Annotated in this window: 17 protein-coding genes and 2 pseudogenes; 9 read left to right on the forward strand and 10 right to left on the reverse strand. The window is 73.5% G+C overall.

The annotated features are described in order from the left end of the window. Positions 1-14 precede the first annotated feature (14 nt). Genes OG309_RS00850 through OG309_RS00865 form a run of 4 tightly spaced genes read right to left on the reverse strand, consistent with a single transcriptional unit; the run spans position 15 to position 3,590 of the window. Positions 15-1,529, reverse strand: coding sequence for a glycosyltransferase family 87 protein (locus tag OG309_RS00850; protein WP_329417356.1), 1,515 nt, complete (start codon positions 1,527-1,529; stop codon positions 15-17). Then, positions 1,526-2,260 (reverse strand): class I SAM-dependent methyltransferase, encoded by a 735-nt coding sequence (locus tag OG309_RS00855; protein ID WP_329417358.1) that lies wholly within the window; start codon positions 2,258-2,260, stop codon positions 1,526-1,528. The genes OG309_RS00850 and OG309_RS00855 overlap by 4 nt, the downstream gene beginning before the upstream one ends. Continuing rightward, positions 2,257-2,886, reverse strand: a complete 630-nt coding sequence (locus tag OG309_RS00860; protein ID WP_329417361.1) for a TIGR04282 family arsenosugar biosynthesis glycosyltransferase — start codon at positions 2,884-2,886, stop codon at positions 2,257-2,259. Before OG309_RS00860 ends, OG309_RS00855 begins: the two co-directional genes overlap by 4 nt. Next, positions 2,883-3,590, reverse strand: coding sequence for a glycosyltransferase family 2 protein (locus tag OG309_RS00865; RefSeq protein ID WP_329417364.1), 708 nt, complete (start codon positions 3,588-3,590; stop codon positions 2,883-2,885). The genes OG309_RS00860 and OG309_RS00865 overlap by 4 nt, the downstream gene beginning before the upstream one ends. A 159-nt stretch (positions 3,591-3,749) precedes the next feature. Between OG309_RS00865 and OG309_RS00870 the strand changes: the two genes are divergently transcribed. Together OG309_RS00870 and OG309_RS00875 are read left to right on the forward strand one after the other, a co-directional pair. After that, entirely contained in the window at positions 3,750-4,478 is a 729-nt protein-coding gene (locus OG309_RS00870; protein WP_329417366.1) for a response regulator transcription factor, read from the forward strand. Then, a complete protein-coding gene (locus OG309_RS00875; RefSeq protein WP_329417369.1) occupies positions 4,475-5,593 on the forward strand; it encodes a sensor histidine kinase in 1,119 nt (372 codons plus the stop codon). The genes OG309_RS00870 and OG309_RS00875 overlap by 4 nt, the downstream gene beginning before the upstream one ends. Positions 5,594-5,614: 21 nt before the next feature. On the opposite strand, the gene OG309_RS00880 is transcribed toward OG309_RS00875, so the two are convergent. From OG309_RS00880 to OG309_RS00890, 3 genes are all read right to left on the reverse strand, one after another. Then, positions 5,615-6,676, reverse strand: a complete 1,062-nt coding sequence (locus OG309_RS00880) for an NAD-dependent epimerase/dehydratase family protein (protein WP_329417371.1) — start codon at positions 6,674-6,676, stop codon at positions 5,615-5,617. A 64-nt stretch (positions 6,677-6,740) separates the two neighbouring features. Next, positions 6,741-7,427, reverse strand: a complete 687-nt coding sequence (locus OG309_RS00885; RefSeq protein ID WP_329417372.1) for a cytochrome b/b6 domain-containing protein — start codon at positions 7,425-7,427, stop codon at positions 6,741-6,743. Beyond that, positions 7,411-8,124 carry a molybdopterin-dependent oxidoreductase gene (locus OG309_RS00890; RefSeq protein ID WP_329417375.1) on the reverse strand — a complete coding sequence of 238 codons (714 nt, stop codon included), beginning with the start codon at positions 8,122-8,124 and terminating at the stop codon, positions 7,411-7,413. Before OG309_RS00890 ends, OG309_RS00885 begins: the two co-directional genes overlap by 17 nt. A gap of 200 nt (positions 8,125-8,324) precedes the next feature. Between OG309_RS00890 and OG309_RS00895 the strand changes: the two genes are divergently transcribed. The 3 genes from OG309_RS00895 (at position 8,325) to OG309_RS00910 (ending at position 12,370) form a co-directional block, all read left to right on the forward strand. Further along, complete coding sequence (locus OG309_RS00895) at positions 8,325-8,990, forward strand: TetR/AcrR family transcriptional regulator (protein WP_329417377.1); 666 nt, start codon at positions 8,325-8,327, stop codon at positions 8,988-8,990. Between the two features lie 138 nt (positions 8,991-9,128). Then, positions 9,129-10,346 (forward strand): serine hydrolase domain-containing protein, encoded by a 1,218-nt coding sequence (locus OG309_RS00900; protein ID WP_329417379.1) that lies wholly within the window; start codon positions 9,129-9,131, stop codon positions 10,344-10,346. Between the two features lie 863 nt (positions 10,347-11,209). After that, positions 11,210-12,370 (forward strand): hypothetical protein, encoded by a 1,161-nt coding sequence (locus OG309_RS00910; RefSeq protein ID WP_443067650.1) that lies wholly within the window; start codon positions 11,210-11,212, stop codon positions 12,368-12,370. Between the two features lie 12 nt (positions 12,371-12,382). Here the strand turns inward: OG309_RS00910 and OG309_RS00915 are convergent. Next, positions 12,383-12,544: pseudogene (locus tag OG309_RS00915) on the reverse strand (GNAT family N-acetyltransferase); the annotation flags it as partial. Between the two features lie 32 nt (positions 12,545-12,576). Further along, positions 12,577-13,425, reverse strand: coding sequence for a LysR family transcriptional regulator (locus OG309_RS00920; RefSeq protein WP_329417382.1), 849 nt, complete (start codon positions 13,423-13,425; stop codon positions 12,577-12,579). Positions 13,426-13,520: 95 nt separating this feature from the next. Between OG309_RS00920 and OG309_RS00925 the strand changes: the two genes are divergently transcribed. After that, entirely contained in the window at positions 13,521-14,252 is a 732-nt protein-coding gene (locus OG309_RS00925) for an SDR family oxidoreductase (protein ID WP_329417384.1), read from the forward strand. Positions 14,253-14,417: 165 nt separating this feature from the next. Here OG309_RS00925 and OG309_RS00930 read toward each other — a convergent pair whose 3' ends face one another. Continuing rightward, positions 14,418-14,849 carry a VOC family protein gene (locus tag OG309_RS00930; RefSeq protein ID WP_329417386.1) on the reverse strand — a complete coding sequence of 144 codons (432 nt, stop codon included), beginning with the start codon at positions 14,847-14,849 and terminating at the stop codon, positions 14,418-14,420. Between the two features lie 262 nt (positions 14,850-15,111). Between OG309_RS00930 and OG309_RS00935 the strand changes: the two are divergent. The 3 genes and pseudogenes from OG309_RS00935 to OG309_RS00945 all read left to right on the forward strand — a co-directional run. Continuing rightward, positions 15,112-15,294, forward strand: a pseudogene (locus tag OG309_RS00935) (amidohydrolase); the annotation flags it as partial. 881 nt (positions 15,295-16,175) lie between these two features. Further along, positions 16,176-16,370: a DUF6229 family protein gene (locus OG309_RS00940; RefSeq protein ID WP_329417388.1), complete on the forward strand. Its 195-nt coding sequence runs from the start codon at positions 16,176-16,178 to the stop codon at positions 16,368-16,370. A 128-nt stretch (positions 16,371-16,498) separates the two neighbouring features. Further along, positions 16,499-19,351 carry a type 2 lanthipeptide synthetase LanM family protein gene (locus OG309_RS00945; protein WP_329417390.1) on the forward strand — a complete coding sequence of 951 codons (2,853 nt, stop codon included), beginning with the start codon at positions 16,499-16,501 and terminating at the stop codon, positions 19,349-19,351. Positions 19,352-19,384: the final 33 nt, after the last annotated feature.

Consider the following 19,384-nt stretch of genomic DNA (forward strand, 5'->3'; position numbering starts at 1 on the left):
GCGCGTTCCAGGGCTCAACGGGCATCCCCCGCCGAGAAGAACCGGCTTGTCCGCAGGCGCGGGAGGGCCGGTGGCGGGCCGGTCCGGAGCGCGTCGCTCCGACGCCCGACCGCATGAGGACCCGGCCGGCGGACCTCGTGGGACCGGGGGCTCCGCTCCTCACCGGGCGTCCCCGCGGTCCCGGGTCGCCTCCGGACCAGCCCGCCGCACACGACGGCCAGGGCGGTCACGGCATACGCGACCGTGCCCGCGTCGGCGACCGCGCGGGTCGTCAGGTACGCGGCCGCTCCGGCCACCGCGACGCCCATCCACTCCCAGCGGCCGTCGAGCGCCACCAGGGCCACCACGAGGAGGGAGTACCAGGAGTAGCCGGGTGTCGTCAGGAGGAACGCGGTGCCGGTGACCAGGAGGGCGCCGCTCCAGGGCCGTCGGGGGTCGCCGCGCAGCATCACGTACAGGACGACGGCGAGCATGCCGGCGATGACGGCGGGCAGGGCCCAGGAGTCGGGGAGCAGCAGCCGCAGCAGTGCGTAGCGGTTGCCGGTGGCGGCGTCCTGGTAGCCCTCTTCGTCGGCGTAGCCGCCGAGGTAGCCGAGGACGGAGGAGTGCGACACCAGGACGTAGGGCACGTAGAGGGCCGTGAGGACGGTGGCGGCGGGGACCAGGACCGTCGCCACGTCGCGGGCGCCGCGCGCTCCGGACAGGGCCCCGGGGACGAGGACCGCCGGCAGTAGTTTGACGGCCGTGGCCAGGCCGAGTAGCGCGGCGCCCCACACCCGGTGGCGGACCGTCAGGCCCAGGGCCGCGACGGCCAGGAGGACGCCGAGGACGTCGGCGTGGGCGTTGTTCACCGCTTCGACGGGGACGGCGGGGCACCATGCCCAGGAGGCGGCGGTGCGGGGATCCCCTCTGCGGCGGAGGATCCGCAGCAGTACCAGGGTGGTCGCCACGGCGAGGGCCGCACCGCCTGCCTGAAGGGCCTTGTGTCGGGCGCCGTCCGGTGAGACGGCGTGGACGAGCAGGAAGTACAGCTCACCCGCCGGGGGGTAGATCGTGTGGACGCGGGGGCGGTTGATGCGCGTGCAGACGCCCTCGGACACGGCCGCCCGGCCCGGCCCGGCGCACTCCCGCCCGGTGGGGAACAGCCATGCGTCCCGGTACGGCACGAGGGCGGCATCGGCCGGGGCGTGGTCGTAGGGCGAGATGCCGGCCGCCTGCACCCGGCCGTCCCAGGCGTAGCGGAACATGTCGCTGCTCGTACGGGGCACCGCCACCAGACCCGTGGTGGCGACGACGACGCCTCCGGCGAGCACGAGGGCGGCGACGTGCCGGCCGGGCACCGAGCGGAGGGACCAGGCCGCCGCCGCGAAGAGCGCCCAGCACACGGCGTACCACCAGGACAGGCCCGCCGGGTCCGTGTAGTAGCCGTCCTTGCGGACGGTGAGGAGGAGGACCGCGCCGAGCGCCGCCACGAGAACGGCGGTGCGGAGGGTCGCGCCGATGCGGGAGCGGGCCGACGGTCGCGTCACCGTGCGGCCCCCTCGGAGCTCGGTGCTCCGGCAGTGACGTGACCGCACGCGGCGACGGGCACGAGCTCGGCGAAGTGCCGGCCGGTCGCCTGCCAGCTGCGGACCGTCCGCCAGCCGGTCGACTCGGCGTGGCGCCCCAGGGCCCGTGTGCCGACGCGAGCCCAGAGGAAGGGGGCTCCGAGGCTGCCTCGGCCATCGTCCAGGCGTACCTCGCAGCGCTCGTCCACCTCGGCGGACGCCGTCTCGACGAGCAGGCGTCCGCCGGGGGCCAGGAGGCCCGCGACGCGCTCCAGGAGTGCCGCGGGATCACCGCCGATGCCGATGTTCCCGTCCATCAGCAGGGCGGTGTCCCAGCGGTGTTCGCCGGGCAGGGGGTCGAACACCGAGCGGCACAGGGCCGTGCCGCCGCGGCTCACCGTCCGTGCCACCGCGGCCGGGGTGACGTCGATGCCCAGGGCGCGCCGGCCGCGTTCGGCCAGGGCCGCGACGAGCCGGCCGGGACCGCAGCCGATGTCGAGGACGGCCCCGTGGCAGCGGGCCAGGACGCTCTCGTCCGCGGTGTCGGTGCCGGCGCACCAGCGTCGGACGTCCAGGGGCAGCAGCCAGCCGTCGGTCCGGTGCAGGAAGAGGGGGCCACGCCCGGCGCGCAGGGCCACGGAGTAGGGGTCGGCCCGCCACGCCAGGGACAGCGCTCCGCGCGGGTCGGAGGTCGTGGGGGCGATGGTGGTCATCGTGTCACCGTCAGCTCGGTCGTGAGTTCCCGGTGGCGTAGGGCGAACCGCCCGTTCGGCACCAGTGCGGCCACCTCGGCGGCGTCGGCCGCGGTGTCCACGTCCCGGAGCAGAGGGAGGAGCCCCGTGCGCAGCCCGGCCGCGCGGAGTCTTCGGTACTGCACGTCACCGGTCTCGGGCACGGACATGGGTACGCCGAGCAGCAGGTCCGGGTCCGGGTCCGCCAGGCCCAGGGCCCAGAAGCCCCCGTCGGCGGCGGGGCCGAACCAGGCGTCGCAGGTGTCGAAGTCCAAGGCGGGCGCCAGGAGCTCCGGGGTGGCCTGAGGGGTGTCCATGCCGATCAGCAGCGCGGGGCCGCGACACGCGGCGAACGCGTGCGCGAGCCGCTCGTCCAGGCACCCGCCGGACTGGGGCACGACCTCGAAGCCGGGTGGCAGCCACGGGCCGGGGGCGCCGTCCAGGACCAGGACGTGCCGGTCGGCGGGAGTGGCCGCCGCCACGGCCAGGGTGTCGGTGAGGGCGGCCTCGGCCAGGGCCGCCGCCTCGCGGGCGGTGAACGGCGGGGTGAGCCGGGTCTTGACACGCCCAGGGACGGGCTCCTTGGCGATCACGAGGAGGCTCGTCACCGCGCACCCCCGAGGGCCGGGGCAGTGCGGGGAGCCTCTGCGAGCACGGCCCGCATGTCGCGGACCGCGTGCCAGGTCCCCCGCCAGGTGCCGGTGACCTTGGACTTCCCCGCTCTCGGCAGGTAGGGCACGTCCTCCTCCCGTACCCTCCAGCCCGCGTCCGCGGCCCGGACGACCATCTGCAGCGGATAGCCGGAGCGTCGGTCGGTCAGCTCCAGGCTCAGCAACGCCTCCCGGCGCATCGCGCGGAGGGGGCCGAGGTCATGCAGCCGCAGCCCTGTGCGGCGGCGCAGCATCCGCGCCAGCGCCACGTTCCCGGCCCGGGCGTGCGGCGGCCAGGTGCCCCTGCCCTGCGGCCGGCGGCGTCCCAGCACGAGGTCGGCCTGTCCGGCCGCGACGGTACGGACGAAGCCGGTCAGCAGGCCGGGGTCCAGGGAGGCGTCGCAGTCGCTGAAGCAGACGTACTCGGCGTCCGAGACCATGGCTCCGGCGTGGCAGGCGGCTCCGAAACCCCGCCGGGACTCGGTCACGACGGTCGCCCCGAGGGAGCGTGCGATGCCGGCGGACCCGTCGGTGGACCCGTTGTCCACGACGAGGGCCCGCCAGCCGGCGGGGATGCGGCCGAGGACCCAGGGCAGGGCCTCGGCCTCGTTCAGGCAGGGAAGGACGACGTCCACGGTGTTCACGGGGTCCCCGGTGTTCACGGGGTTCCTCACGGGGTTCACTCGGTTCACGGTCACAACCGCCACCGTAGGAACTCTGGCCGGACATAGCGGACATCGACTCCTTACGAAACGCGGACGTCGGCCGTTCGTGGCTGCCGCGGGGCGGACGGCGGGGCGGTGGGGTGCGAGGCTTGCGGCATGAGCACGTCCTCGCCCCCGCCGCCCGCCCGGGTCCTCGTCGTCGACGACGACCCGACTGTCGCCGAGGTCGTCACCGGCTATCTGCGCAGGGCCGGTCACGACGTCGAGCACGCCGCCGACGGTCCGGCCGCCCTCGGGAGCGCCGCCAGGACCGCGCCCGACCTGGTGGTCCTCGATCTGATGCTGCCCGGCATCGACGGGCTGGAGGTGTGCCGCCGACTGCGCGCCGAGCGCCCCGTACCGGTGATCATGCTGACGGCGCGGGGGGACGAGGACGACCGGATCGCCGGCCTGGAGCTGGGCGCGGACGACTACGTCACCAAGCCCTTCAGCCCCCGCGAGCTGGTCCTTCGCGTCGAGTCGGTGCTCCGGCGCAGCCGCACGACGCTCCCCGCCCGGCCCGGCCCGACGGTGCTGCGCGCTGCCGGGATCCTCGTGCATCCCGAGACGCGCCGGGCCACCAAGGAGGGCCATGACCTCGCCCTCACGCTGCGGGAGTTCGACCTCCTCGCCCACTTCCTCGCCCACCCCGGCCGGGCTCACGGCCGCGAGGAGCTGATGCGGGACGTGTGGGGCTGGGACTTCGGCGACCTGTCCACCGTCACCGTCCATGTGCGCCGGCTGCGCGCCAAGATCGAGGACGACCCGGCCTCCCCCCGCCTCATCCAGACCGTCTGGGGCGTCGGCTACCGTTTCGCACCGACGGGGCCGGAGGCCACCGGATGAAGGACGCCCTGCTGATCGCGCTCTTCGCGCTGGGAGGCGCGGCCTGCGCGGGCGCGGTCGGGGCGGTCGTGCTGCGCCTGCTGCGGCACCGGTCCGTCGCCGTCTCCCTGACCGTCGTCGCCGCGGTCACCGTCACCGCCATGCTCGCCGGCACCCTTGCCGTGGCCTGGGCGATGTTCCTGTCCCCGCACGACCTGACCGTCGTCACGCTCGTCGTCGCCATGGCAGCCGTGGTCTCGCTGGCCACCGCGCTCGCGCTCGGCCGATGGGTCGTGGCCCGCGGGCGCGAACTCGCCCGTGCTGCGCGCGAGTTCGGCGATGGGGGCAGTTTCTCCGCACCTCCCGGCAGGGCCACGGCGGAGCTGGCCGCGGTCACTCGCGAACTCGCCGCCACGAGCGCCAGACTCGCCGCCTCGCGGGAACGCGAACGGGCCCTGGAGGCGTCCCGCCGTGAGCTCGTCGCCTGGATCTCCCATGATCTGCGCACCCCGCTCGCCGGGCTCCGGGCCATGGCGGAAGCCCTTGAGGACGGCGTGGCCTCCGAACCCGCCCGCTACCACCGCCGGATCCGCACCGAGGTCGAACGCCTCGACTCCATGGTCGGCGATCTCTTCGAGCTCTCCCGCATCCACGCCGGCGCCCTCGAACTGGCTCCCAGCCGCATCTCCCTGCAGGACCTGGCGGCCGACGCCCTCCTGGGCGCCGACCCGCTGGCCCGCGAGCGCGGCGTACGGCTGCGCGGCGACGGCATCGCCCACGCCCCCGTCGACGTGGACGGCAAGGAGATGACCCGGGTCCTGGCCAACCTCCTCGTCAACGCCATCCGCCACACCCCCGCCGACGGCACCGTCGCCGTGCGCGTCATCCGGCACGAGAGCACCGCCGTCCTCTCCGTCACCGACGGCTGCGGCGGGATCCCCGAGCAGGACCTGCCGAAGGTCTTCGACACCGGCTGGCGCGGAAACCCGGCCCGCACCCCTCCCGCCGGCGCCGGGCTCGGACTCGCGATCGTACGAGGCATCGTCGAGGCCCACGCCGGGGAGGCCCGGGTGCACAACGTTCCCGGCGGCTGCCGCTTCGAGGTGACACTGCCGCTCGCGCGTCCGCACGCGTGACGGTCGCCGCGTCGCCGTGGGCTACCCCACTACGGCCGAGGGCCGCTGCCCCGCTCGGGCGAACTCGGCCATGCCCTCGGCGAACCCCACGCAGGGACGCCAGCCCAGTTCGCGCCGCAGGCGGGACGAGTCCGCGGTGATGTGCCGGACATCGCCCAGACGGAACTCCCCCGTCACCACCGGTCCGGGACCGCCGTGCTCGGCGGCGAGCGCCGCGGCCATCTCCCCCACCGTGTGGGTTTCTCCGCTGCCCACGTTGTACGCCGTGTGGCCTCCCGGAGGCAGATCCCCGACGCCCGCCAGGACGGTGGCATTGGCGCCGGCGACGTCGCTCACATGGACGAAGTCCCGCCGTTGCGCGCCGTCCTCGAACACCCGGGGCGCCTCACCCCTGGCCAGCGCCGAACGGAAGAACGAGGCCACACCGGCGTACGGGGTGTCCCTCGGCATCCCCGGCCCGTACACGTTGTGGTAGCGCAGCGAGACGGCCGTACCCCCGACGGACCGTGCCCAGGCGGCGGCCAGATGCTCCTGCGCCAGCTTCGTCGTCGCGTAGACGTTCCGCGGATCGGTCGGGGCGTCCTCCGCCACCAGCCCGGGCCGCAGCTCGGCCCCGCAGCGCGGACACCATGGCTCGAAGCGGCCGCCCTCCAGGTCCGCCACCGTCCGCGCGCCCGGCCGCACCGCCCCGTGCTCACCGCACTCGTAGCACCCCTCGCCGTACACCACCATCGACCCCGCCTGTACGAGCCGGCGCACACCGGCCTCGGCCATCGCGGCCAGCAGGACCGCGGTGCCCAGATCGTTGCAGGCGACGTAGTCGGGCGCGTCGGCGAAGTCCTTCCCCAGGCCGACCATCGCGGCCTGGTGACAGACCGCGTCCACGCCTCGCAGGGCACCCCGGACCGTCTCCGCGTCCCGGACGTCGCCCCGCACGAACTCGACGTCCGGAGCGTCGGGCGCATGGGGATGGACGGACGGCAGCAGCGCGTCGAACACCACCGGTGTGTGCCCCTCGGCCGCCAGAGCGGATACCACCTGTGAGCCGATGAACCCGGCTCCTCCTGTGACGAGTACTCGCATGCCCCGCACGCTACGGAACCCGGCCCCGCGGTGGCCGTTCCCGCACCGGGCCGTAAGGCTTCCGTCATGCTCCCGGCCCGAAGAACGGAGCTCTCGTGGCCCTGCTCCCACAGCCGTGGGAGGACGTCTCCCCGCTCTGCTCGCTCTCCGCCACGCCGTCCTTCCACAGCGGATGCTCACGCGCGGCCCAGCGGGGATCCACCGTGCCGGTCCGCATGCCCGTCCTCGCCTCCGGGTCCCGCAGGGCCATGGCGACGTGAGCGAGGACCGCCGCCGAGACGGCCGTGGCTCCCCAGTCGTGCACGAAGTTCGCTCCCGTCCGCCACGCGAGCGGAGCGAGCCCTGTCGCAGTCATGACCAGTCCGGTTCCGAGCATCACGAGCATGGACCCCAGCGTCCACTGGGCGTAGAGCTTCTGTCCGGCGTTGAACTTGCCCGCGGGGCGTTCGGGCAGCCGGCGGCGCACGGCGCGCAGCCACGCCCGGTCGGCCGGGCCGAACCGGCTCAGCCGTACCGCGTCGGCCCGGACCGCCCGGAGGGCGAGCCCGCCTGCGAACGGAACCGGAAGGGCGATGCCGCACCACAGGTGGACGGCCGCCACCGCCCGCCGGTTGCCCACCATCTGGGCCAGCGGCGGGAGGTAGAGGCAGGCCGCGGTGGCCAGGCAGACCAGCATCAGGCAGGCGGTGGTCCGGTGGACCCGTCGCACGGCTCGGTCGAAGCGGATCAGCCGGTCAGACGGTGGCGGCATCGTCACGTCCGTTCGACCTCCCGACCCAGGCGTCGGTGTCGTACCCGCGTTCCTCCCAGTACCCGGGACGGACCGTGTCCGTCACGGTGATTCCGGACAGCCACTTGGCCGACTTGTAGAAGTACATGGGTGCGACGTAGAGGCGGACCGGTCCGCCGTGGGCATGGGAGATCGGGGCGTCGCGGAGCCGCAGGGCGATCAGGACGTCGTCCCGCCGTGCCTGCTCCAGGGTGAGGCTTTCGGTATACGCGCCGTCGAAGCACCAAAACCGCACCGCGCGCGCCTCGGGCCGCACCCCCGCCGCCGAGAGGACATGGGCGAGCGGTACGCCTTCGAAGGGGGTGCGCGGCACGCGCCAGCCGGTCACGCACTGCACGTCGTGCACGATCCTGCGCTGCGGCATGGCGTGGAGGTCGGCCAGTCGGTACTCCGCGGGGCGCTCGACCAGTCCGTCGACCCGCAGGGTGTACGTGGCCGGTCCCCGTTCCGGGACCGACGAGGTCACGGAGTAGTACCGGAAGCCGGCGGATCCGGGCAGCACCGCCGTCAGCCCGGTCGGGTCCCGGCTCACCACCTCCTCCTGCGCACGCTGGAGTCGAGGTCCCGCCAGGACTCCCACCGCCCCAAGGCCGAGGATCCCCAGCACGACACGTCGGCCGACCGGAGCGCCCCGGATCTCGTCATGGTCGTCGTCCATGGCGTCGATTCGACCAGGTGGCGGCGCCGACGAACAGGGCCGACGCCCGCCCGTCAGGGTTTCGTCATCTTTCGCCCGGCAGGTGGCGCCGCCGATGCACCGCCCGCCGCCGCGCCTTGGCGCCGAAGCCGGCGTCGCCTCCCGTCAACGCGGATGTCATCATTGATGACATCGGTGATTTCTTGGTGGAGGGAAGGTCCGTGGCCGGCGGAAAGCAAGGGGTACGACTGTCGCCCGAGTCGATCGTGGAGGCCGCCGTGCGGATCGCGGCGCGTGCGGAGCCGGACGGTCTGACCGGCAAGACGCTGGGGGTCGAACTGGGTGTGGACCGTTCCTCGGTGTGGCGGCACTTCGCGGACCGTGACGCGCTGCTGCTCGCGGTCGGCGACCGCCTGTTGCGGATGGCCGTGGAACGGGTGCCCGACGGGCTGCCGCCGCGTGACCGGCTCACCTGCCTGGCCCACCGTGTCGTCGAGGTCTACGTGGCCCACCCGTACGTCGGAGCGGCCATCGCCTGCCGCACCCTGCGGGGACCGGGCGAACTCGCGGCGATCGAGATGATGCTGGCGGCCCTCCAGGAGCTCGGTCTTCCGCCGGACGCCGCGGCTCGCCTCCAGAAGCTGTTCGCCAACACGGTGCTGTCCTACGCCGGCATGCTCGCGGGATACGCGGTCCTTCCCGCGCACGTCCGGGAGGCCGACGAGCGTCTGTGGGCCGGGACCTACGCCACCGTCTCCGCCGACGAGTACCCGGCGCTCGCCGCCCACCTCCCGTATCTGGCCCGGCAGGACGAGGACGTCTTCGACTCGCTCCTGCAGACCTTCTGGCTGGCCGCGGAATCGGTCCAGGCGACGAGCGACGGCTGACGGCTCCTCGGACCACCTCACGCGCACCGCTGTTCCTGCCCGCCCCCGAACTCCCGGGACGGCCGACCTCGGCGTCCAAACCAGCACGACCGTCCCGGGCCCCCATCCCCGTACGAAACGAGCTGGGAGACCTCCAGTATGAATCCCTCGAGCGAGCACACGCCCCGTGTCTCCACCCGCGCCCCGTGGTGGCCCGCGCGCCGGACCGGACGGGCGGCGGCCGGCACAGGCATAGCCCTGACCCTGCTGGCCGGTTCGACCTACGCGGCGACCACGCTCATGGACGTCCCCGCGCCCCACGATCTGGCCCGACTGCAGTCCACCCAGCCCTCCCGGCAGGGCGACCGGTTCCCCGCCCGTACGGTCACCACCGCCTCCACCACCTCCGAGCTGCCCGCGTCCCCGCAGCCGGCGCCTCGCACTGTGCCGTGGAAGGGAGGGAGCCTTCCGTTCGAGCAGTTCCTGGAGACAACGCACACCAACGCCTTCGTCGTCCTCCAGGACGGCAAGATCGCCCATGAGTGGTACGCGGACGGGGTGACCGCCGACACCCGCATGTCGTCCTGGTCCATGGCCAAGTCGCTCGTGTCCCTGCTCGTCGGCCAGGCCGTCCAGCGCGGCGAGCTGAGCGAGGAGGACCGACTGGTGGACCTCCTGCCGGAGCTGCGCACCGGAGGCGCCTACGACACCGTCACCGTGCGCCACCTGCTGGACATGTCCTCGGGCATCGACGTGGACGAGAACTACAAGCCCTGGTGGCCCTTCACCGGGACCGCCCGCATGCTCCTCACCCGGGACCTGCCCGCCTTCGTGCGGGACCACCGGAGCGTGACCTACACACCCGGCAGCCAGGCCACCTACCGCAGTGTCGACACCCAGATGCTGGGACTCGTCCTGTCCCGCGTCGAGGGCAGGCCCCTGGCCGAGATCCTCGGTGAACGCCTGTGGGGCCCCATGGGCGCCACCCGTACGGCCACGTGGAACCTCGACCGCGACGGCGGCACCGAGAAGGCCTTCTGCTGCGTCAACGCCACCGCCCGCGACTTCGCGCGAGTCGGCCAGCTGGTGCTCGACAGGGGCAGGGCCGGCGGCCGGCAGGTCATCCCCGAGCAGTGGATCGACCGCCTCTCCACCCCCACACTCCACAGCATCGACGGCTGGGGCTACTCCGCCCAGTGGTGGCACCCCACGGGAGGCAACGGCAAGGACTTCTCCGCCATCGGCGTCTACGGCCAGTACACCTACGTCGACCCCGTCAGCCGCACCGTCATCGTCAAGCTGAGCGACCACGGCACCCAGCAGGACGAGCAGGAGACCATCGACGCCCTGCGCTCCATCGCCCATGGCGATGCCTGAACGGTCCTTCCCCGTGGCTTGCGGGTGGCTCTAGGCTCGTCCCGTGGCCGGAAGCTCGCAACCAGGCGTCAGCACCGCTATCCAGGGGAGACCGTGGACGTCCCTACGTTGATTCTGTTAGGGGCGTCGGGCGGTCTGTTGCGCGGGGCACTGGACCTGTACACCCGGTTCGTCTGCTGGCAGGCCGACCGTCGCGCCCACCGGCAGTCGGCAGCAGAGGGAACGGCACCGGGAGCAGCCCCGCAGTTCACGGCCTACTTCGACCCCGTCGTCGACCCCGTCGCTGCCATCGTGCACAGCGTGATGGGGGCAGGGGCCGCTGTGCTGTTCGGGACCACGGGTCAGATCAGCGGTGGGTACGCCGCCCTCGTCGTCGGAGTGTCGGCACCCATGCTGCTGACCCAACTGGGCCGCATACAGACGGTGAACGAGGCGGTGACGGGCGAACGGTCACCGGCCGGCGCTGCCACGGAGACCGAGGCGCCCATCCCTACGGCCACCGGTGCCGTGGGGGTGGGCGGTGCGGGCGACCCGGGTGCCGTCGGCTCCCTGCCCCGAGTGGTGCAGAGGTCCATGCCCACCGCCGAGCTTCCCAACCAGCCCACCGCCTCCGAGGAAGGACCGCATTCCTCCGTGTCCGGGCGACGCTCGCGTTCGCCGGCGCAGCCTCCGAGGCTCACGGACACCCGTAGGCCGGAGCCCGTGTTCGACGAACTCTCCATGGAACACCCACAGCTCCCGGATTCCCCGCAGATCGGGGACACTCCCCTCCCCGCCGTGCCCCCCGACACGGCGGGGCCGGGCCTCGACGGTCCAGGCGCGCCACGATGGCGCCCGGGGCCCGCACTCGGGGAGGAGAGGCCGTGAACAGCGGTCCGTACTTGAATGACGAAGACCGCCCCGAGTACGAGCGGCTCCTCGACGACGTGCTCCGTCGCGCCCACGAACGACCGGGGCTGCGGGCGGGCGGGGAACGGCTCAGCACCGAGCAACTGCGCACCTTGGCGCTGGGCGCCACCCACCGGATCGCTGCGGCAGCGGCGACCGAGTACGACCGCTACGTTCAAGTCCGTGAGGGACGGCGGGGGTCGGCAGTTCTCTCCGCATCCTCGGGCACGGTGTTCTCGCCCCCGCGCTCGGATTCCGACTTCTCCGGCTCCGGAAGCCGGACCTCCGTCCGCCGCGCCTCGGCAGCTCTGGGCCTTCGGTTCGCGGCTGCCGTGCTGGGCGCCGGACGACCGGGAGACCGCCGGATCAGCGACGGAGTCGCCCCGCGGCGGTGGGCCGGTATGTCCTTCGGCCGTCGTCTGCTGGCAGCGCTGCTTGGGCTGCGTGTGATTCCCGAGGCACCGAGAGCCGCGCAGACGCATCGCCGGCGCGGCTCAGAGCGGCATCGGGCACCGCACACCTCAGTGCGGCGTCCCGCCGACCACACGCCTGATCGCTCTCGGCCGATCAGTCATGAGTTCCTGGACGAGGAACCGACCGGGGCCGGCGCACTCGCCGTGGCCGCGGTCCTGGCGCCCGTGTTCGCGGGCACCGCCACGGTGATCTTCCTGCTGGTCGGATATCTCCTGGCCTTGCTCAGCCCGCAGCCCGGGTTCGCGCACACCCTGGTGACTGTGGGCTGGTGGTTCGCGGCGGCCACTGCGGCAGCCGTCCTGGCCGCCGCCGTCGGACTCGTCGTCACCGCCCTACGGTCCGGCCCGACGTCACCAGCTGCCGAGGAACAGGCCGAGGACCTCGGAGATGACGTGTCGTCCGCCAGAGAGGCATGGCAGCGCGCCTTGGTGGAGCGTGGCATCCTGCCGTTTCTGCGTGAGGCAGAAGCCGACCCCAGCGCCGAACCTCCCCAGCACGACGCGCACCGCTCGCCCGGCCGCATCCCGACCATCGGCTACGGGAGGGTGGGCCTCTCCAACCCCGACTTCTCCGGCCCGACAGTCGGTCCGGGACCCGCCTCCTACTCCAGGCCCGACCTCGCCACGCCTGACTTCGGGGGCTCGGAATCCCCCTCGGAATGAGGCTGCCGCCGCATTCTCCTCGTCCGTGATCGTCCACACGCCGTAGCAGCCCCGCTCACGTGACAGGTCCGCAAGCGCAGACACCAGAGCCCGGCCGACGCCACGCCCACGGAACGACTCGTCCACGCCCAGCTCGTACTGGAACGTCTCGGTTCCCTTGTCCGGGTGGGTCATTTCTCCCCCGAGCGATCCCGACGCTGGAACCGCTAGAGACGGGTCGCAGTCCGGACCAGGTCGGCGACGGCTCTGGACCGGCTCTGCGGCGGCCAGGCGATCACGGTGGTGACTGTCGGCGCGTCCAGCACGGGCACGGCTGCGAGGTCACCGTGCAGCTGGGCTCGGCACGACTCCGGTGAGACTGCGCAAGCACGGCCGAGCGCGACGAGCTGCAACAGCTGCGCGTGGTCGCGGACCTGCGGGCCCGGGCCCGGCGGGTAGGTGCCGTCGGGGTCGGGCCAGCGTGGCAGCGGCAGGCCCGGCAGGCCGGTGATGTCGGCCATGGACACATGGGGCCGGGCGGTGAGCGGATGCCCGGCCGGCAGGACCGCGACCTGGCCCTCCGTGCTGAGCTCCTCGGTGTGGAACCCGGCCGTCGAGTCGAACGGCCGGTGCAGCAGCGCCACGTCGGCCCGGCCTTCGCGCAGGAGCCGTTCCTGCTCGGCCGGGCCGCACAGGATGACGTCGACGGGGACCGCGCCAGGTTCGGCGGCGTACGCGTCGAGCAGTTTCGCCAGCAGTTCTCTGGACGCGCTGGCCTTCGTGACCAGGACCAGGCCGGGACGGCCGGTCGCGGAAAGGGCAGCGCGGCGGGTCCGGCGCTCGGCGGCGTCGACCGCGTCGAGGGCCGCCCGGCCCTCGGCCAACAGCACCGAGCCCGCCTCGGTCAGCGTGACAGTGCGGCTGGTTCGATCCAGCAGCGCCGCCCCGAGCCGGCGTTCGAGCTGCTGGATCGCCCGTGACAAAGGCGGCTGCGCGATCCCGAGCCGCTGCGCGGCGCGCCCGAAATGCAGCTCTTCAGCGACAGCGACGAAGTATCGCAGTTCCCGCGTCTCCATGGCGCCACGCTATCCCCGATCAATACCCTGACGGTATCGCCGACCACCCGATCGGTCTTGGACCCCCGCCGCGGCCCGAGGGCAGCATGGTCCCCATGAGCGAACGAACGATTGCGCTGGTCACCGGCGCGAACAAGGGAATCGGCTACGAGATCGCCGCGGGTCTGGGCGCCCTCGGCTGGCGCGTCGGCGTCGGCGCCCGCGACGATCAGCGCCGCAAGGCAGCGGTGGAGAAGCTGCGAGCGGGCGGCGTCGAGGCGTTCGGCGTACCGCTGGACGTGACCGACGACGCGAGCGTGAGCGCCGCCGCGCGGTTGGTCGAGGAAGAAGCCGGGCGCCTCGACGTGCTCGTCAACAACGCCGCCATCACCGGCGGCGGGCCGCAGGAGCCCACCCAGGTCGATCCCGCCACCATTCGGACGGTGGTGGAGACCAACGTGATCGGCGTCATCCGCGTCACCAACGCGATGTTGCCGCTGCTGCGCCGCTCCGCCTCACCGCGGATCGTGAACATGTCCAGCACTGTCGGCTCTCTCACCCGGCAGTCAGGAGCCGCCGCCGAGCAGACGACGGGTCCCGTGTCCGCGGCGTACACGCCGTCGAAGACCTTCCTGAACGCCGTCACCCTCCAGTACGCCCGGGAGCTGAGCGGCACGAACATCCTGATCAACGTCGGCTGCCCCGGCTACGTCGCGACCGACCTCAACGGATTCAGCGGCGTGCGCACCCCCGAACAGGGCGCGGCGATCGCCATCAAGCTCGCGACCCTGCCCGACGACGGCCCGACCGGCAGGTTCTTCGAAGACGCCGGGGTAGTGCCGTGGTGATGTGCACGGCGGTCGTCACCCGCCGGACAGATGGCAATGCGCCGCAGGCTGCAAGTCCGCGACACCCGGATTTCCACTTGATCAACCAGCGCCCCAGTGTCGATCCTCTTGGCGAGTGGGTCATCTTGCTGAGGGGCGGCTTCCCCTCGCGGTCTCGGAGGAGGTTCAGGCGAGGCAGAACTCGTTGCCCTCGATGTCCTGCATCGTGATGCAGGACTCGTTGACGCCATCGGCGCGCTGCGTCAGCACGTGCTTCGCGCCGAGCGCCATCAGCCGTGCGCATTCGGCCTCGAGTGTGGCCAGGCGCTCGTCACCCACGAGTCCGGTGCCGACCCGCACGTCAAGATGCACCCGGTTCTTGACGACCTTGCCTTCGGGGACTCGCTGGAAGAGCACGCGCGGCGCCACACCCGAGGGATCAGTGCACGCGAAGTAGACCTCATCCTCAGGCGGCAGCGAGTCGTGGTACTCCTCCCACGTGGCGAAGCCCTCCGGGACGGTCGGTACGACGTACCCCAGCACCTCGCACCAGAAGGCGGCGAGGCGCGCGGGTTCCGCACAGTCGAAGGTCACTTGGAACTGCTTGATCGTTGACATCGGCGCACGATAACAGGGGCCCTGCTCATCTCCCCCGCGCGGGTCGGTCCACACGTTGCCGGTGGGGGCGGTCGCGCTGTCCGGCTCCTCGGCCAGGTTGTGCCGGTGCACCGGGACGGAGTCGGTGGCCTCTACCTGGACGTCCACCGGACCCCGGAGCTGTCCGGTGCGGAACGCCGTACGGCCGCGCTGTTCGGCGACCGGGCGCTTCGGCAGATCGGACGTCGTCCTCGCCCAGCACACCGCGCCCCTTCCGGCTGGCATGGTCGCGCACGGCACCGGACAGGCCCCGTTGACCGCGGCGAGCGTCGCGCTCGACGTCGTCCTGCACGGGCGCGGCGGGCACGCCGGCACTCCCCATCTGACGGTCGACCCGGTGGTGACGGCGGCCGCCGTGATCACCCGGCTGCAGACCGTCGTCTCCGGCGAGAGCGCCCCGGGCGAGCAGCTCACGCTCACCGTCGGCACCGTGCGCGCGGGGACGGCGGTGAACGTGGTGCCGGACCCGGTCGCGACCCGGGCGGTCCGCGCCGCCCACACGGGGCTCTTCGGCCCCGCCCGGGGCGCGGACTGGCCGCCGTCCCTGGCCTCGGAGGACTTCGCGCTGTTCGGCGACGCGGGCACCGCGCTGCACGGTGAGCAGGGCGTCCCCCTCGTCTACTGGACGATCGGCACCGCGAGCCCCCGCCCGTGGGCGTCCTCGGCCGGCGGCCTGCCGCCCAACCACTCGCCCCTCTTCGCCCCCGACCCGCGCACGGCCCTGCCGCCCGCCATCAGCGCCCTCGCGGTCGCGGCGCTCGACAGGCTCGCCGGGGACGGAACCGGGGCCGGGGCCGGGGGCCCGGGGGCCCGGGGGCGCGGACGCAGGACGTCAGGTGAACCCGCGGCGGCGCCCACTTGGAACCGAGCGCATCGCCGCCCCGCATGCTCAGCGACGGTCTGCTCCGTACCCGGAACGCCGATCCGCTCGCCGAGTTCCCCTTCCGACGGTGTACGCCGTGTCCGCGGTGTCCGCCTACCGGACGGCTGTTGGCCGGATGTACGCGGACCGCACCCCTTGACGGGCGCAGTCGTCGCACGGCCGGGATCGCGCGGCAGCGCGGCAACGGGGGAAGGCGCGACGCCCGCGACCACGGCGTACCCCTCCCGCGCCGGGTCCCTACGCCGCCGCGTCGACGGCGCGAGGCGGCTTGCATGCCGGCTCGACGCCGCCCGAACGTCCCGCGGGCAATTGGCCGGTTCAGGCGGATCCCGGATGGGGTTCCTCCGGTGGATTCTGGAGCTCCGCGCCATTCCGGCGAATCACAGGAGGAATCCATGCCTGTCATGTCCACGACGCATACGGACGAGATCGTCACCGCCTGGCTCCAGGGCGCCGAAACGGCCTTCGGCGCCGACAACCCGGCCGGCCCGCTCTACGTCGGCGGCGCCGCCGGAGAGGCCGCGCTCACCGACGGCACGGAGGCCCTGCTGACGGGGTGCAGCAGCTGTACCGGCTCCTGGCACAGCTACTGCTGCTGACGAGCCGCCGCACCGAACGCACCACCCGGGGAACCCGCAGCGGGTTCCCCGGTCCGGGCCGGCCGGCCCTCAGCTCCGGCCGGCCCGGTGCGCGGCACCCCGCCCCAGCCGTCAGGAGAGGACTCAGCATGGTGGAACCCGTGGCAGCGGCCCGCGCGGCCGAAGGACCGCCCCCCGAAGGGTGGTTCGCGGGGCCGGTGGACACCTTCGCGGAGCCCCTGTTCACGGAGCTGGACCGCCGGGTGCCGCAGATCACCGGGCTGGCTCCCGAGGAGCGCGAGGTACTGCGCGAGGCGACACGCGACGCCCTCCGCCGTACCCTCCAGCTCCGGCTCAACCGCGTACTCCTGCTGGAACTACGGGCCGCCTCCCTGGCCGGCGAGCTACCGGGCGCAGACCCGTCCGCGCGCTGGGACGCCTTCCTCGGGCGCGCCTGTGCCCCCGGCTTCGCCGAGACCCTGCGTCGACGGTATCCGGCGCTGCACCCGCGGGCCCTCGCCTCCGGACGACTGCTGATCGAAGGGGCCCTGGAGCTGGGGGGCCGGTTCGCCGCGGACCGGCAGGCGGTCACGGAGCTGCTCGGCGCCGACCCCGGCCCCCTGCGCGGCCTGGAGCTCGCCCGAGGGGACACCCACCACGGCGGGCGGGCAGTGGCCCGGCTGGCCTTCGCGCACACCGCCGTCATGTACAAGCCGCGGCCGGTGGAGGTGGACGCCGCCCTCCGCGCCTTCGTCACGGCCGTCCCCGGCGCCGAGGACCTCGGCGTGCCGAGGGTGGTGGTCCGGGACGGCTACGGCTGGGCCGAGTACCTCGCGCACCACTACTGCCGCGACGAGGCCGAGCTGGCCCGCTTCTACCGCGCCCTGGGCGGCTGGCTGGCGGTCATGCGCCTGCTCGGCGGGACCGACCTCCACGCCGAGAACCTGGTGGCCCACGGTCCGGTGCCCGCCGTGGTCGACGCCGAGGCCCTGTTCACCCCGGACGTGGAGGTCGCGCCGAGTGGGCGCGGCGACGCCGTCGACCAGGCTGCCCGGACGATCCGCACCACCGTGCTGCGGACCGGCATCCTCCCGCTGCGCACCGACGGCTACGCCCTGGCCGGGGTGGACCTCTCGGCCGCCGGCGGCCTGCCCGGGCAGCAGCCGCGTATCCGCGTCCCGGTCATCGCGGACGGAGGGCGGGACACCGCGCGGCTGGAGGTCGAGGAGGTGGACCTGCCGCCGGCCGCCAACCACCCCAGCCCCGAGCCTGTGCTGATCCGCCACTGGGACCGGGTGCTGGCCGGCTTCGACGCGGTCACCGAAGCCCTCACCGAGCTCGACGCGGCCGGTGGACTCGGCCCGCTTCTCCATGAGTTCGCCGGCTGTCGGGTGCGCCGGATCCGCCGGCCCACCCAGACGTACACGGACATCGGCCGGATGCTCTGGCACCCCGCCTCGCTGCACGACCCCGACGCCGCCCGGGCACGGGCCCAGGACATCCTCCACCGCAACGCCCTCGCCGCCCCGGGCGCACCCCGTGAACCCGCGGTGATCGACCGGGAGATCGAGGACCTCATGGTGGGGGACGTCCCCGTGTTCGACACGCGGGTGGAGGCGGAGCTGCCGGCCGCCTTCCTGGCGGGGTGGCGGCACGCGGACCTCGCACGCGAGCGGGACACCATCCGCAGCGCGTTGGTCGGCGCCTATCTGAACGAGCGCCGCCTTCCCGGACGGGTACGCACGCCCGCCCGCTCCCCTCACGCCGACGACCTGGACCGGCGCCGGCGCGCGTTGGCGGCCCAGGCCGTGGGGACGGTCTGCGCGGCCGCCGTGCGCGGCACCGACGCCACCGCGACCTGGATCAGTCCGGTGCTCACGGACTACGGCTGGGCGATCCGCCCGCTCGGCGCGGACCTCTACACCGGGCAGGGCGGTGTCGCCCTCGCCCTCGCCGAGTACCTGCGGGAACAGCGCGCCGGCCGGGCCGATCAGGTGCACGGCGTCGACTCCGTCCTGGCCGGCACCCTGGAGGTGCTGGCCGCCACCGAGGATGCGACGCCGACCCGTCAGCTCGGCGGGTTCACCGGCATCGCCTCCCAGGTGTGGACGTGGGCCGCGCTGCACCGCCTCCTCGGGACGCCCGGCCTGCTGGAACGGGCCCGCGCCAGAGCCGCGCTGCTGACTCCGTCGGCCCTCGCCGAGGACCGGGCGCTGGACGTGCTCAGCGGCGTGGCCGGCGTGCCGGTCCCGCTCCTCGACCTCGCCGAACTCACGCGCGAGGAACGCTGGTTGGACGTCGCCGCGGAGGCCGGCCGACAGCTGGAACGGACGGCGATCGTGAACGACCGCGGAGCGCGCTGGTCCACCGTCATGTTCCCGGAGGGCATCGGCGGGTTCGCCCATGGCGCCACCGGGGCCGGGTGGGCGCTCACCCGCCTCAGCCTCTCCCCGGCCGGCAGTCCGGCCGACCGCAGCCGGTGGCGCGAACTCGGCTCTCTGGCACACGACTTCGAGGAGACGCTGTACGAGCCGGAGGTGTCTGCCTGGGCCGACGCGCGGGTCGGAGGGGACGTGGACCATCCCACCGCGTGGTGTCACGGCAGTACGGGCATCGGGCTGGCCGCCATCGACCTCCACGCACGCACGGGCGACCCCCGCCACCTGCGCACGGCGCTCCGCTCGGGTCCCGCCGGCCTGCGCGAGGGGTTCGGCTGGAGCCACACCCTGTGCCACGGCGACCTCGGGCTGTCGGAACTCCTGCACCGCCTGCGCGCCCTGGAGGGCTACGAGGGCCCGTCGGCCGCACAGGCGGACGGCGAGTTGCTCACCGGCATCGAACAGCGGGGCCCGGTCGGCGGTCTCGCGAAGGAGGCGTTCTCACCCGGCCTGCTCCCCGGCCTGTCCGGCGTGGTGCACCACCTGCTCGGCATGCATCCGGACGCCCGACTGGGCTCACCGCTCCTCCTCGCCCTCCCCGAGGAGCCGGATGCCGCTCCCTGACCCGGCCCCGCCGCAAGAAGACCGCTCCGGAGG

Origin of the sequence: Streptomyces sp. NBC_01268 (assembly GCF_036240795.1) — a bacterium.
Lineage (GTDB): Bacteria > Actinomycetota > Actinomycetes > Streptomycetales > Streptomycetaceae > Streptomyces.

Excerpts from the sequence above, each read along its gene's own strand:
- OG309_RS00940 (WP_329417388.1), top strand. The coding sequence starts at position 16,176 with ATGTCCACGACGCATACGGACGAGATCGTCACCGCCTGGCTCCAGGGC.
- OG309_RS00945 (WP_329417390.1), top strand. The coding sequence starts at position 16,499 with ATGGTGGAACCCGTGGCAGCGGCCCGCGCGGCCGAAGGACCGCCCCCC.
- OG309_RS00930 (WP_329417386.1), bottom strand. The coding sequence starts at position 14,849 with ATGTCAACGATCAAGCAGTTCCAAGTGACCTTCGACTGTGCGGAACCC.
- OG309_RS00855 (WP_329417358.1), bottom strand. The coding sequence starts at position 2,260 with ATGACCACCATCGCCCCCACGACCTCCGACCCGCGCGGAGCGCTGTCC.
- OG309_RS00920 (WP_329417382.1), bottom strand. The coding sequence starts at position 13,425 with ATGGAGACGCGGGAACTGCGATACTTCGTCGCTGTCGCTGAAGAGCTG.
- OG309_RS00885 (WP_329417372.1), bottom strand. The coding sequence starts at position 7,427 with ATGCCGCCACCGTCTGACCGGCTGATCCGCTTCGACCGAGCCGTGCGA.
- OG309_RS00880 (WP_329417371.1), bottom strand. The coding sequence starts at position 6,676 with ATGCGAGTACTCGTCACAGGAGGAGCCGGGTTCATCGGCTCACAGGTG.
- OG309_RS00875 (WP_329417369.1), top strand. The coding sequence starts at position 4,475 with ATGAAGGACGCCCTGCTGATCGCGCTCTTCGCGCTGGGAGGCGCGGCC.
- OG309_RS00900 (WP_329417379.1), top strand. The coding sequence starts at position 9,129 with ATGAATCCCTCGAGCGAGCACACGCCCCGTGTCTCCACCCGCGCCCCG.
- OG309_RS00870 (WP_329417366.1), top strand. The coding sequence starts at position 3,750 with ATGAGCACGTCCTCGCCCCCGCCGCCCGCCCGGGTCCTCGTCGTCGAC.
- OG309_RS00890 (WP_329417375.1), bottom strand. The coding sequence starts at position 8,124 with ATGGACGACGACCATGACGAGATCCGGGGCGCTCCGGTCGGCCGACGT.
- OG309_RS00925 (WP_329417384.1), top strand. The coding sequence starts at position 13,521 with ATGAGCGAACGAACGATTGCGCTGGTCACCGGCGCGAACAAGGGAATC.